Source organism: Streptomyces griseofuscus (assembly GCF_014673495.1).
GTDB classification, from domain to species: Bacteria; Actinomycetota; Actinomycetes; order Streptomycetales; family Streptomycetaceae; genus Streptomyces; species Streptomyces murinus.
Window position 1 is genome coordinate 2503197 of sequence record NZ_CP051006.1, and the last position, 12973, is coordinate 2516169.

Annotated in this window: 10 protein-coding genes; 5 read left to right on the forward strand and 5 right to left on the reverse strand. The window is 71.4% G+C overall.

Translation table 11 applies throughout. The features are described from left to right. Nucleotides 1-160 precede the first annotated feature (160 nt). The gene (locus HEP81_RS10935) at nucleotides 161-2620 is read left to right on the forward strand and encodes a DNA gyrase/topoisomerase IV subunit A (protein WP_037654134.1); all 2460 of its coding nucleotides are present in this window, start codon (nucleotides 161-163) and stop codon (nucleotides 2618-2620) included. Here HEP81_RS10935 and HEP81_RS10940 read toward each other — a convergent pair whose 3' ends face one another. Then, on the reverse strand, nucleotides 2621-3739 hold the full coding sequence (locus tag HEP81_RS10940; RefSeq protein ID WP_037654131.1) for a CobW family GTP-binding protein: 1119 nt from the start codon (nucleotides 3737-3739) through the stop codon (nucleotides 2621-2623). 216 nt (nucleotides 3740-3955) lie between these two features. Continuing rightward, the gene (locus HEP81_RS10945) at nucleotides 3956-5104 is read right to left on the reverse strand and encodes a citrate synthase/methylcitrate synthase (protein WP_037654129.1); all 1149 of its coding nucleotides are present in this window, start codon (nucleotides 5102-5104) and stop codon (nucleotides 3956-3958) included. Nucleotides 5105-5224: 120 nt separating this feature from the next. Here HEP81_RS10945 and HEP81_RS10950 point away from each other — a divergent pair, with 120 nt between their 5' ends. The 3 genes from HEP81_RS10950 to HEP81_RS10960 all read left to right on the forward strand — a co-directional run bounded on the left by HEP81_RS10950 (nucleotide 5225) and on the right by HEP81_RS10960 (nucleotide 9248). Next, nucleotides 5225-6487 (forward strand): citrate synthase, encoded by a 1263-nt coding sequence (locus tag HEP81_RS10950; protein ID WP_037654127.1) that lies wholly within the window; start codon nucleotides 5225-5227, stop codon nucleotides 6485-6487. 118 nt (nucleotides 6488-6605) lie between these two features. Next, complete coding sequence (locus HEP81_RS10955) at nucleotides 6606-7547, forward strand: sucrase ferredoxin (RefSeq protein WP_037654125.1); 942 nt, start codon at nucleotides 6606-6608, stop codon at nucleotides 7545-7547. Nucleotides 7548-7583: 36 nt separating this feature from the next. Beyond that, a complete protein-coding gene (locus tag HEP81_RS10960; protein ID WP_190275980.1) occupies nucleotides 7584-9248 on the forward strand; it encodes an ATP-binding protein in 1665 nt (554 codons plus the stop codon). 21 nt (nucleotides 9249-9269) lie between these two features. On the opposite strand, the gene HEP81_RS10965 is transcribed toward HEP81_RS10960, so the two are convergent. From HEP81_RS10965 to HEP81_RS10975, 3 genes are all read right to left on the reverse strand, one after another. Beyond that, nucleotides 9270-10322 carry an ABC transporter substrate-binding protein gene (locus HEP81_RS10965; protein ID WP_037654123.1) on the reverse strand — a complete coding sequence of 351 codons (1053 nt, stop codon included), beginning with the start codon at nucleotides 10320-10322 and terminating at the stop codon, nucleotides 9270-9272. A 112-nt stretch (nucleotides 10323-10434) separates the two neighbouring features. Continuing rightward, nucleotides 10435-11298 carry an ABC transporter permease gene (locus HEP81_RS10970; RefSeq protein ID WP_037654121.1) on the reverse strand — a complete coding sequence of 288 codons (864 nt, stop codon included), beginning with the start codon at nucleotides 11296-11298 and terminating at the stop codon, nucleotides 10435-10437. After that, nucleotides 11288-12103 carry an ABC transporter ATP-binding protein gene (locus HEP81_RS10975; RefSeq protein ID WP_037654120.1) on the reverse strand — a complete coding sequence of 272 codons (816 nt, stop codon included), beginning with the start codon at nucleotides 12101-12103 and terminating at the stop codon, nucleotides 11288-11290. The genes HEP81_RS10970 and HEP81_RS10975 overlap by 11 nt, the downstream gene beginning before the upstream one ends. Before the next feature lie 158 nt (nucleotides 12104-12261). On the opposite strand from HEP81_RS10975, the gene HEP81_RS10980 reads away from it, so the two are divergent. After that, the gene (locus HEP81_RS10980; protein ID WP_037654117.1) at nucleotides 12262-12954 is read left to right on the forward strand and encodes a response regulator; all 693 of its coding nucleotides are present in this window, start codon (nucleotides 12262-12264) and stop codon (nucleotides 12952-12954) included. Nucleotides 12955-12973: the final 19 nt, after the last annotated feature.

Sequence of the window (12973 nt, forward strand, 5' to 3'; positions counted from 1 at the left end):
CTCGCACCCGGATCACGGTGATCGTCCGGGGCGGCGGTCCGGGTTGTCAGTGCCCCGGTCCACAATGGTCCGCGACAGATCCGTCAGACGCTTCAGCACGAGCGAGCCGAAGGGTGCGCGCCCCGAAGGCGAGCGACCAGATCAGGAGGAGCCGGCAGCGATGGCCCGCCGCAGCACGAAGACCCCGCCGCCCGACGATTCGTACGAGGAGAAGATCCTCGACATCGACGTCGTGGACGAGATGCGTGGCTCCTACCTCGAGTACGCGTACTCGGTCATCTACTCGCGCGCCCTGCCGGACGCTCGTGACGGCCTCAAGCCGGTGCACCGCCGGATCGTCTATCAGATGAACGAAATGGGCCTGCGCCCCGAACGCGGCTATGTGAAGTGCGCGCGTGTCGTGGGCGAGGTCATGGGCAAGCTCCACCCGCACGGCGACGCGTCGATCTACGACGCCCTGGTGCGCATGGCCCAGCCCTTCTCCATGCGGCTGCCGCTGGTCGACGGCCACGGCAACTTCGGCTCGCTGGGCAACGACGACCCGCCGGCCGCCATGCGCTACACCGAGTGCCGGATGGCCGAGGCCACCAGCCTGATGACCGAGTCCATCGACGAGGACACGGTCGACTTCACGCCGAACTACGACGGCCAGGAGCAGGAGCCGGTCGCCCTGCCCGCCGCCTTCCCGAACCTGCTGGTCAACGGCTCCTCGGGCATCGCGGTCGGCATGGCGACCAACATGCCGCCGCACAATCTGCGCGAGGTCGTGGCCGCCGCCCGCCATCTGGTCAGGAACCCGAACGCGGACCTGGACGCGCTGATGAAGCACGTCCCCGGCCCGGACCTGCCCACCGGCGGCCGGATCGTCGGCCTGGACGGCATCCGGGACGCGTACGCGACCGGCCGCGGCACCTTCAAGATGCGCGCGACGGTCTCGGTCGAGCCCGTGACCGCCCGCCGCAAGGGCCTGGTGGTCACCGAACTGCCGTTCGCGGTGGGCCCGGAGAAGGTCATCGCGAAGATCAAGGACCTGGTCAACGCGAAGAAGGTCCAGGGCATCGCCGACGTCAAGGACCTCACCGACCGCGAGCACGGACTGCGCCTGGTCATCGAGATCAAGAACGGCTTCGTGCCCGAGGCCATCCTGGAGCAGCTCTACAAGCTGACGCCGATGGAGGAGTCCTTCGGCATCAACAACGTGGCCCTGGTGGACGGCCAGCCGCTCACCCTGGGTCTGAAGGAACTCCTCGAGGTCTACCTCGATCACCGCTTCAACGTGGTGCGGCGGCGCAGCGAGTTCCGCCGCAGCAAGAAGAGCGACCGGCTGCACCTGGTCGAGGGTCTGCTGACCGCCCTGGTCGACATCGACGAGGTCATCCGGCTGATCCGGTCCAGCGACAACTCCGCGCAGGCCAAGGAGCGCCTGATGGGGCGCTTCTCGCTGAGCGAGGTGCAGACGCAGTACATCCTCGACACGCCGCTGCGCCGGCTCACCAAGTACGACCGCATCGAGCTGGAGGCGGAGAAGGACAAGCTCACCGAGGAGATCGCGGAGCTGACCCGGATCCTGGACTCCGACCAGGAGCTGCGCAAGCTGGTCTCGGCCGAACTGGCCGCCGTGGCCAAGAAGTTCGGCACCGACCGGCGCACCGTCCTGCTGGAGGCCGGCGGCGCCCCCGCGGCGGTTGTGCCGCTCCAGGTGGCCGACGACCCGTGCCGGGTGCTGCTGTCCTCCACGGGGCTGCTGGCGCGTACGGCGACCGCCGAGCCGTTCCCCGACCAGGCGGGCGGCAAGCGGGTCAAGCACGACGTGATCATCTCGGCGGTGCCGGCGACGGCGCGCGGTGAGATCGGCGCGGTGACCTCGACGGGCCGGCTGCTGCGGATCAATGTGGTCGACCTGCCGCAACTGCCCGAGGCGACGGGCGCGCCGAACCTCTCCGGCGGCGCGCCGCTCGCGGAGTTCGTGTCCCTGGAGGACGACGAGAGCGTGGTCTGCCTGACCACGCTGGACGAGTCCTCCCCCGGCCTCGCGCTCGGCACCGAGCAGGGTGTGGTCAAGCGCGTGGTGCCCGACTACCCGTCCAACAAGGGCGAGTTGGAGGTCATCACGCTCAAGGAGGGCGACCGGATCGTCGGCGCGGTGGAGCTGCGCACCGGCGAGGAGGACCTGGTCTTCATCACGGACGACGCGCAGCTGCTGCGCTTCCAGTCCTCGATCGTGCGTCCGCAGGGCCGCCCGGCGGGCGGTATGGCGGGCATCAAGCTCACCGAGGGCGCGAAGGTCATCTGCTTCACGGCGGTCGACCCGGCCGCCGACGCCGTGGTCTTCACGGTGGCCGGCTCACGCGGCACCCTGGACGACTCGGTGCAGACGACGGCCAAGCTGACGCCGTTCGACCAGTACCCGCGCAAGGGCCGGGCCACCGGCGGCGTGCGCTGCCAGCGGTTCCTGAAGGGCGAGGACTGTCTGGCGCTGGCCTGGACGGGCCCGGTGCCCGCGCGCGCGGCGCAGAAGAACGGCACCCCGGCCGAGCTGCCGGAACCGGACCCGCGCCGGGACGGCTCCGGCACCTCGCTGCCGAAGACGGTGTCGGTGGTCGCGGGGCCGGTCTTCTAGCTAGCCGCCGTAGGGCTCCGGGTCGGGTTCGTCCTCGGAGCCCTGTACGTAGCGCAGGACGCCCCACATGCCGTGCTCGTCGGCGTGCGGGGCGTCGCTCTCGCAGCCCTTCAGTTCCGTGCCGAGCGCCTCGGTGTCGATGCCGGAGCCGATCAGCACCAGCTGGGTGCGGCGTTCTTCGGCGGGCGCCCAGGGCTCGGGGTAGAAGCGCAGGAACCGGCCGACGGCGTGCATGGTGTACCGGTTGCGGAGGTCGTTGGGGCCGAGGTCGACATGTCCCTTGATCCGGTACAGCCCCTCGGGCCGGCTGTCCAGGAACCGCATCAGACGGCGCGGGTCCAGAGGGACGCCGGAGACGAAGGACAGGCTGTCGTAGCCGGTGTGCAGGTGTCCTGCGTGGCCGTTGCCGCCGAGGCCGTCCGTGCCGTCGTCGTCGCCCTGGTCGTGCAGATCGTCGAAGGACAGCTGGCCGATGCGTTCCTCGCTCGGCCGGCAGTCGAAGAGGAACTCGGGGTCGACGCGCCCGTAGGTGGCGGGCACGACGGCGGCCCGGTCGGTCAGCGACCCCACCAGAGCGAGCACCCGTTCGGGGTCCGCGGCCCGGTCCAGCTTGTTGACGACGGCCAGGTCGGCGAGGGCGAGATGCCGGTCGATCTCGGGGTGCCGCGCGCGCGTGTCGTCGAACTCGGCGGCGTCCACGACCTCGACCAGACCGCCGTACACGATGCCGGGATGCTCGCTGGCGAGCACCATCCGCACCAGTTCCTGGGGTTCGGCGAGTCCGCTGGCCTCGATGACGATCACATCGACACCGGCCTCGGGCGCGGCGAGCTTGCCCAGGTAGACGTCGAGTTCACCGGCGTCCACGGCACAGCACAGGCAGCCGTTGCCGAGGGAGACGGTGGAGTCGCCGAGGGCACCCGCGACGGCCAGCGCGTCGATCTCTATGGCGCCGAAGTCATTGACGATCGCCCCGATCCTGCTGCCCGCGCTGCGGTGCAGCAGGTGATTGAGGAGCGTGGTCTTCCCCGAGCCGAGAAACCCGGCCAGGACGACGACCGGAATCTGCTGATGGGGACGACGACCGCCGTCCGTCTCGTGCGCCGAGCTGTTCCCCAAGGGGCGACCTTTCTCCTGTGACCGGGCTGCGGACCAGGATAAAAGGGTTCGGGGGTGAGAACGGGCGGCGGGAGGGGCGGCCGAAGGCGCCCGAGGTGGCGCGGGGCGCGTCCCGGTCCCGGAATCCGGCAGAAGGACTCGGACCCGGGCGGCCCGATCGACCCGGCGAGGGGGTCGGCCCGGCGAGGCGCACGGCCCGCTGGGGTGGTCGGCCCGTCACACCGCCGGTTCCGGCCCCACATACCGCGCCGCCGGGCGGATGATCTTCGAGTCGGCGGCCTGTTCCAGGATGTTGGCGCTCCAGCCCACCACCCGGCCCGCCGCGAAGGTCGGGGTGAACATCTCCCGGGGCAGGCCGCACAGTTCCATGACCACCCCGGCGTAGAACTCGACGTTGGTGTGGAGTTCACGGCCGGGCTTCAGCTCGGCGAGGACGGCTTCGACCCGGCGTTCGACCTCCACCGCGAACTCCACCCGGGGGCCCCCGAAGCCGAGGGCGATCTCCCGGAGCATCCGCGAACGCGGGTCCTCCGTGCGGTAGACGGCGTGTCCAAAGCCCATGATCCGCTCGCCGGCCAGCACCCGTTCCCGGATCCAGGCATCGACACGGTCAGGCGTGCCGATCTCGTCCAGTGTGTCCAGGGCCCGGCTGGGCGCCCCTCCGTGCAACGGACCGGACAGTGCGCCCACGGCACCGGTGAGACAGGCCGCCGCGTCGGCCCCGGTGGACGCGATGACCCGGGCCGTAAAGGTTGATGCATTGAATCCGTGATCAATGGTGGAGATCAAGTATTGCTCGACCGCCCGCGCTCGGCGTGGATCGGGCACCGAACCGGTCAACATGTACAGGTAGTTGGCGGCGTGCGGCAGGTCCTCCCGCGGCTCCACGGGCTCAAGCCCCCGCCCCAGCCGGTACAGCGCGGTGAGCAACGTGGGTACGGCGGCGCAGGCGGCGAGCGTGTCGGCGCGGCGCCGGTCGGCGTCCAGGTCGTACAGCGGCCGGAATCCCCGTGCCGCGCCCAGCAGGGACAGCCCGGTGCGCAGTCCGGCCAGCGGACCGGAGACGCGGCTCGCGGCGGCGATCGCGGGCAGGCTCGCCCGGACCTCCTCGGGCAGCCGCCGCAGCGCCGCGGTCTCGGCGGCGAAGGCGGCAGCACGCTCGGCGTCCGGCAGGGTGCCGTGCACGAGCAGGTGCCAGACGTCCTCGAAACGGCGAGTGGCGGCGAGGTCGACGGCGGAGTACTGCCGGTAGTGGTAGAAGCCCTCCTGCCCCCGTACGTCGCCGATCTCCGTCTCGGTGACGACGACACCGGCGAGACCGCGGGGGACGTCGACGAGGGGCGTTGCGGTCCTGTTGATGGCCATGATTGTCCTCTCTGAGCTTGATCCGACTGTCCACTCTTGACGTAAAACCTGTCAATATTGATTGAATCAATATAAAGAGGTTGGCCATCAAGATGTGCAGAGACCGCTACGGTGACCCTCATGCGCGATCACGAATCCGCCCCCAACCGCACGGGGCGAAGGCTGACCACCAAGGAGACCGCCGAACTGCTCGGTGTGAAGCCCGAGACCGTCTACGCGTATGTCAGCCGCGGCCTGCTGAGCAGCAAGCGCGAGCCCGGCGGCCGTGCCAGCACCTTCGAGGCGCGCGAGGTGGAGGACCTGGCCCGGCGTAACCGCCGTGAGAGCGCCGGGATCCCGGGCTCCGGCGGCGATCTCTCGGTGCGCACCCGGATCACCCTGATCGAGGCCGACCGGTACTACTACCGGGGCGTCGACGCCACCGAACTGGCCGCCCGGCACTCCTACGAGGAGGTCGCCGAGTGGCTGTGGACCGGCCGGCTCGTCCCCGGTACGGCCTTCACCGCACCCGAGGCGACCGTGCGCGCCGCCCGCTGGGCCGTGGAGGCGCTGCCCGAGCACACCTCCCCCATCGACCGGCTGCGGGTCGCGACGATCGCCGCGGCGGCCGAGGACCCGCTGCGCTTCGACCTGTCCGAAGAGGCCGTCCTGAACACGGCGCGCGTGCTCATCCCCACGCTCGTCGACGCCCTGCCGCCGATCGCGCACGACCCGGGGGGCGACGCGCCGCTCGCCCACCGCCTGTGGTCCCGGCTGACCGCCCGCCCGGCGGACGAGGACGCCGTGCGCGTACTGGACGCCGCGCTGGTCCTGCTCGCCGATCACGACCTGGCCGCCTCCACGCTCGCGGTCCGGGTCGCCGCCTCCGCGCGGGCGCACGCCTACGCGACCGTCTCGGCCGGGCTCGGCGTCCTGGAGGGCCCGCTGCACGGCGCCAGCAGCGGGCTGGCCCACCGGATGCTGCTGGACGTGCTCGAACTGGGCAACGCGGGCCCGGTGATCGCCGACGAACTGCGCGCCGGCCGCCGCGTCCCCGGGCTCGGCCACCGCATCTACACCGGCGAGGACCCCCGCGCACAGGTCCTGTTCGGTCTGCTGGAACGGCTCCCCCGCGCCGAACCCGCCCTGCTCGCCGCCCGCGACATCGTCGCCACGACCGCCCGGCACACCCCGCTGCACGCCAATGTCGACCTGGCGCTCGCGGTGTTCACCTCCTCCTTCGGCATGCCCGCCACCGCCGGCGAGACGATCTTCGCCGTCGCCCGTATCGCGGGCTGGATCGCGCACGCCCTGGAGGAGTACGGCGAACGCCCGCTGCGGATGCGCCCCGTCGGCCACTACGTCGGCCCGCGCCCGCCGCAGCCCCTCCCTCAGGCCGACTGAGTCCCCACGGCTCGCCCACCGGGAGCCACACCCCTCCGGCAGCCCGGCGCCCTGCCCTGGACGGGGCACGGCCCCGGCCGGAAGTCGCCCTGGCCTGAGTCAGGTTAGGCTCACCTCTGTGAGTAGGTGCGCGTCCGTCTCCCTGAGCCTCGACGAGCCCGTTTCGGCGACGGCGGCCACGGCGACGACCTGGCTGCTGCTGGAACAGCCCGGCCCGTGGGGCGCCAAAGCGCTCACTTCGAGCCATCTGGACCCGGCGGTCGGCCGCGCCCTGGAGACGGCCGCGTCGGGCACCGGGGTACGCGTGGCCCTCATCCGGCGCCCCGGCCGCCACGCGGACCCCGGCTTCGGCGAGATGCGCCAGGTCTACGCCGCCCACACCGTGCCGGGCCGCGGCTGGCTGCGCGCGGCCACCACCCGTGATCCCCGCCACCTGCTCGACCTGGACCTCGGCGCCCTCGGCGCGGGCGACCACCGCTCCTTCGACGCGGTGCTCGGCGGGCGCCCGCACACCGGCGATCCGCTCGCGCTCGTGTGCACCAACGGCAAGCGCGACCGCTGCTGTGCCCTGCTGGGCCGACCGCTCGCCACCGAGCTCGCCGCGTCGGGGGAAGACGGGGTCTGGGAGGTCACTCATCTGGGTGGACATCGCTTCGCGCCGACGGTGCTCGTGCTGCCGTACGGATACGTCTACGGCCGCGCCGACGCGCGCACCCTCAAGAAGGCCCTGGACAGCGTCCGGGAGGGCCGGGTGGCGGTCGCCGGGTGCCGCGGCTGCTCCGCTTTCGAACGCCCCGGGCAGGCGGCCGAGCTGGCGGTGCGTGAGGCGGCGGGCGAGTACCGGGCGGGCGTGCTGCGCGTCGTACGGACCGACGGTGCGGCGCCGCGCTGGGCGGTGACCGTCGCCCATGCCGACGGCCGCCGCTGGCGGGTCACCGTGGCGCGCGGGGCGTCGCTGCCGCCGCGCCCGGAGAGCTGCGGCGCCGCGGTGCTCGGCACACCGGCGCGGATGACCGTCGTCGCGGTGCGTGAGCTGCGCCCGACGGCGCTGGCGAGCTGAACCACGCGGCGGGCGCACCCCGTACTGTCGTCCCCCATGAGTCCGACTCCCTCCGCACGCCGTCTGCGCCTCGGTATGCCACGGCGGGTGTTCTCGCAGGTGCTGCTCATGCAGGTGACCATCGCCGCGGGCGTCGCGGTGCTGGTGACCGGCCTGTTCCTCGCGCCGCTGAGCAAACAGCTGGACCACGAGGCGATGCGCCGCGCGCTGGCCATCGCCGAGACCACGGCCCAGGACCCACAGATCGCCCAGGGCCTGCTGACCACGCCGCCGACCAAGGACGGCCCGGTGCAGCAGGAGGCCGAGCGGATCCGGCGCGCCACGCACGCCGAGTACATCGTGGTCCTGGACCGGCACTGGGTGCGCTGGTCGCATCCGACCGCGTCGCAGATCGGCCGCATAGTGTCCACGAGCCCCTCCGGCGCCCTCGCGGGCAAGGAGGTCATGGAGATCGACCGGGGCACCCTGGGACGCTCCGCGCGCGGCAAGGTGCCGCTGTACGACGCCCACCACCGCCTGATCGGGGCGGTCTCGGTCGGCATCGCCTACGACAGCGTGCGCGCCCGGCTGATCGGTGTCATCCCGGGGCTGCTCGCCTACGCGGGCGGCGCTCTCGCGGTGGGTGCCCTGGCCGCCTGGCTGATCGCCCGCCGGGTGCAGCGGCAGACCCGGGACCTGGCGTTCTCCGACATCTCGGCGCTGCTCGCGGAGCGCGAGGCGATGCTGCACGGCATCCGTGAGGGCGTGGTCGCCCTGGACCGGGGCGGCAGGATCCGGCTGCTCAACGACGAGGCGCGGCGGCTGCTGGGCATCGGCGACGAGGCCGTGGGCCGCGCCCCCGACGAGGCGCTCGGGGAAGGCCGTACGACCGATGTGCTCGCCGGGCGGGTGACCGGCACCGATCTGCTGACGGTGCGCGGCCGGCGGGTGCTGGTCGCCAATCGGATGCCCACCGACGACGGCGGTGCGGTGGCCACCCTGCGCGACCGCACCGAACTGGAGCAGCTGGGGCGCGAACTCGACTCCACACGCGGGCTGATCGACGCCCTGCGTGCCCAGGACCACGAGCACGCCAACCGGATGCACACCCTGCTCGGGCTGCTGGAACTGGAGATGTACGACGACGCGGTGGAGTTCGTCGGGGAGGTGGTCGGGGATCACCGGGTCACCGCCGAACAGGTCACCGAGAAGGTCCAGGACCCGTTGCTGGCCGCCCTGCTGGTCGGCAAGGCGACGGTGGCGGCCGAGCGCGGCGTCGCCCTGTGGGTGTCGGAACGCAGCAGGCTCCCGGACCGGCTGGTCGACCCGCGGGGGCTGGTCACGGTCGTCGGCAACCTGGTGGACAACGCCCTGGACGCGGTCGCGGGCACTCCGCACGCGCGCGTGGAGGTCGAGTTGCGCGTCGAGGGGCGTACGGTCGTGCTCCGGGTGCGGGACACCGGGCCCGGAGTGCCGGTGGATCAGCGGGAGTTGGTCTTCACCGAGGGGTGGTCCACCAAGCGGGCGCCCGTGCACGGCAAGCGGGGGCTCGGGCTGTCGCTGGTGCGCCGGCTCGCCGAGCGCCAGGGCGGCAGCGCGACCGTGGACACCGCGGGCGGGGGCGGTGCGGAGTTCACGGTGGTGCTGCCGGAGGCGCTGGGCGAGCCGGAGCTGGAGCCCGGGCCCGGACGGCAGCCCGAGCCCACGGCACGCAACAATTGATTACCTTGATCGCCCGCCGTACTACTTGACCGCCTTGGCGAACTCGGTCGTGTAGGTCTTGCTCAGGTCGACGTTCGCGTTCTTGATGTTGGGGTTGAACGCCTTGAGCACCTTCTCCACGGTCTCGGGACCGTTCTCCGGCATCACACCGTCGTCGGTGAACATCGGCAGGGTGCTCTTCACGGACTGGGTGTAGAGCGCCTTGTCGCCCTGGGAGTAGTCGGCGGGCATCTTGGCGGCTATCTCGTCGGCGCTGTGGGTGGACATCCACTTGAGCGTCTTGACGAATGCATTGACCAATTTCTGGACGGTCGCCTTGTGTCCGTTCACCCAGTCCGTCTGCATGTACAGACTTGACGACGGGTACGGCCCGCCCAGCGCCTGCTGCGAGCCCTCGGGGGTGCGCATGTCGAGCAGGATCTTGCCGGCCTTCTTGTCGAGGATCGTCGCCACGGTCGGGTCGGTGGTCATGCCGCCGTCGATCGAGCCCTGCTGGAGCGCCGCGATGAAGGTCGGTCCCGCGCCCACCGCGACCGGCGTGAACTCGCTGACGTCCACGCCGTTCTTGACCGCCAGGTACTTGGTGAGGAAGTCGGTCGAGGACCCGAGCCCGGTCACGCCCAGCTTGCGGCCCTTGAAGTCCTTGGGCGAGGTGACATCGCCCGCGGCCTTGGCGGACACGACCTCCACCTCGCCCGGGGCGCGCGAGAACTGGACGACCGACTCGACCGACTTGCCCTTCACCTGGAGGTCGAGGGTGTGGTCGTAGAAGCCGACCGCGCCCTGCACCTGGCCGGCGACGAGCGCGGTCTCGGCCTGGACTCCGGCGGGCTCGGACATGAGCTGGACGTTCAGGCCCTCGTCCTGGAAGTAGCCGAGGCGCTGGGTGAGCATCGCGGGCATGTAGATGACCTTGTCGAGGCCGCCGACCATGATCTTGACGCTCTCGCCCTTGCCGCCGCCCCCGCCGGAGCCGGTCGCGGAACCGGCCGCGTCGTTGGCGCAGGCGGTGAGCGAGGACAGGGCGAGCAGGCCGGCGGCGGCCAGGGAGGCGTGTCTGGCGGTCTTGCGCATGACGGTTCACGTCCTTGTGAGAGGGCGGTGCGGGTGAGGGTGTGGGGGGCTGGTCCTGCGGCGGGCCGGCCGGTGGTCCGGACCGGGCCGCCCGGCTGCCGGAGCCGGTGGGTCAGCTGTCCGAACCGGCGGGCTTCCAGCGGAAGATGCGCCGCTCGGCGAAGGTGAGCAGGCCCTCTGCGGCGAGGGCGACGACGGCGAGGATGACCATCGCGGCGTACACACCGGCGGCGTTGAAGGTGTTCTGCGACTGCGCGACGAGCAGGCCGATGCCCTTGGTCGCGCCGATGTACTCGCCGACGATGGCGCCGATCAGCGCGAAGCCGAAGCTGACATGGAGACTGGTGAAGATCCAGGAGGTGGCCGACGGGACGACCACCTGGAGGGTCACCCTGCGATCGCTCGCGCCCAGGACGCGGGCGTTGGCCACCAGATTGCGGTCCACCTCGCGGGCGCCCTGGAAGGCGTTGAAGAACACCGGGAAGAAGACCAGCACCACGGCGGAGGCGACCTTGGAGGAGGGGCCGAGTCCGAACCAGATCAGGAAGATGGGCGCAAGGACGATCCGGGGAATCGAGTTGAGCACCTTGATGTATGGACCAAGCACCTCGGCGAGCAGGCCGATCCGGCCCAGTGCGATGCCGAGGAGGACACCGGCGACCACACCCACGAGCCAGCCGAGCAGGGCCTCGTAGAGCGTGTACCAGACCTGCTCGCCCAGGGAGCCTAGCGCGGTGCCGTGCATCATCCACGTGGCGATCTGGTCCCAGATCTTGGAGGGCATCGAGAAGTTGAACGGATCGATGACCTTCGCCCGGGACAGCGCCTCCCACAGACCGAGCACGGCGACCAGGAGCACCACCCGCGCGGTGTTGACGAGGAGCTTGCGGCGGCGGGCGGCCCGGGCGCGGCTCTGCGCGCGGTCGGGGGTCTTGGCGGTGCCGGCGACCGGGGTGTCGAGAACCTCAGGCGACATGGGCGGCACCCCTCTCGCGGGTGATGCGGACCTCTTCGCCGAGCGACTCCCAGATCTCCCGGTAGATCTCGATGAACCGTGGCTGGAGGCGCACCGCCTCGACCTTGCGCGGCCGGGGCAGATCGATCTCGAAGACCTGCTTGACGGTCGCGGGCCCGGCGGTCATCACGACGACCTTGTCGGCCAGCGCGATGGACTCCTCCAGGTCGTGGGTGACGAAGACGACCGAGGCGCCGGTGCCCTCCCACAGCTCCAGCAGCTCGTCCGACATCAGCGCCCGGGTCTGCACGTCGAGCGCCGAGAACGGCTCGTCCATCAGCAGGATCTCGGGGTCGTTGACGAAGGTGGCGGCGAGGGCGACGCGCTTGCGCTGGCCGCCGGAGAGCTGGTGCGGGTAGCGGTCCTCGAAGGCGGCGAGCCCGACCCGGGCCAGCCACTCGCGGGCCTTCTGCCGGGCCTCCGCCTTGGGGACGCCCCGGAAGCGGGGGCCCGCCATGACGTTCGACAGCACGGTGCGCCAGGGGAAGGTGGCGTCCTGCTGGAAGACGAAGCCGACCTTGTCGCCGACACCGCCGACCGGCTCCCCGGCCACCATCACCTCACCCTCGGTGGGCTCCTCCAGCCCGCTGACCAGCGTCAGCGTGGTGGACTTGCCGCAGCCGGTCGGCCCCACGACGGCCACGAACTCACCGCGTCCCACGGTGAGATCCAGACCGCGCACGGCCGTGTGCAGTCCCCCTGACGGGGTTCTGAAGGTCTTGCTCGCGCCCCGCAGCTCGATGGCGGGGCCGGTGTGTGCGCTCATGACCCGGGACGGTAGGTCCGCCCCTGTACGAGCAGCAGTCTTGTGTGCACAAGGCGTTCTTTTGCTCGCAAGAACCTGTTGTGCTCTTTTTGCTCGCGCTACAACTGCGGAGCCGCACAGGCGGGCCGGACGCCCGCCGGCCTTGAAGGAGAGGCCTGATGATTGACGTCCTGGTGGTCGACGACGACTTCCGCGTCGCTGAGATAAACGCCAAATACGTGGGAAAGGTTCCGGGGTTCCGGGTGGCCGCCCGCGCGCACAGTGCCGCCCAGGCACTGGCCGCCGTGGAGCGCGGCGCCATCGATCTGGTGCTGCTCGACCACTATCTGCCGGACCGCACCGGCCTGGAACTCGTCCACCGGATGCGGGAACAGGGCCATGGCGCGGACGTCATCATGATCACGGCGGCCGGTGATGTCGCCACCGTCCAGCAGGCGATGCGCCTGGGCGCCCTGCACTATCTGGTGAAGCCGTTCACCTTCGCCGCACTGCGCACCCGTCTCGACTCCTACGCCGCGCTGCGCCGCACCGTCGACCGGGTGGGCGGCCGGGGTGTGGCGGGCCAGGAACAGGTGGACCGGATCTTCGGGGCGCTGCGTACCGCTCCCGCCCCATCCGCGCCCGGACTGCCGAGCGGCCACACCGCGCCCACGACGGACCTGATATGCGACGTGCTGTACGGCGCCGACCATCCGCTCTCCGCCCACGAGGTCGCCGCCCGCACCGGCCTGAGCCGCTCCACGGCCCAGCGCTACCTCCGCCATCTGGAACAGGCCGGCCGCCTGCGGCTCTCCCTGAAGTACGGCGACACCGGGCGCCCGGAGCACCGGTACGCATGGGTGGCGCCGTGACGGTGGCCGCACGGCAACG

Excerpts from the sequence above, each read along its gene's own strand:
- HEP81_RS10935 (WP_037654134.1), top strand. The coding sequence starts at position 161 with ATGGCCCGCCGCAGCACGAAGACCCCGCCGCCCGACGATTCGTACGAG.
- HEP81_RS10945 (WP_037654129.1), bottom strand. The coding sequence starts at position 5,104 with ATGGCCATCAACAGGACCGCAACGCCCCTCGTCGACGTCCCCCGCGGT.
- HEP81_RS10950 (WP_037654127.1), top strand. The coding sequence starts at position 5,225 with ATGCGCGATCACGAATCCGCCCCCAACCGCACGGGGCGAAGGCTGACC.
- HEP81_RS10960 (WP_190275980.1), top strand. The coding sequence starts at position 7,584 with ATGAGTCCGACTCCCTCCGCACGCCGTCTGCGCCTCGGTATGCCACGG.
- HEP81_RS10965 (WP_037654123.1), bottom strand. The coding sequence starts at position 10,322 with ATGCGCAAGACCGCCAGACACGCCTCCCTGGCCGCCGCCGGCCTGCTC.
- HEP81_RS10970 (WP_037654121.1), bottom strand. The coding sequence starts at position 11,298 with ATGTCGCCTGAGGTTCTCGACACCCCGGTCGCCGGCACCGCCAAGACC.
- HEP81_RS10975 (WP_037654120.1), bottom strand. The coding sequence starts at position 12,103 with ATGAGCGCACACACCGGCCCCGCCATCGAGCTGCGGGGCGCGAGCAAG.
- HEP81_RS10980 (WP_037654117.1), top strand. The coding sequence starts at position 12,262 with ATGATTGACGTCCTGGTGGTCGACGACGACTTCCGCGTCGCTGAGATA.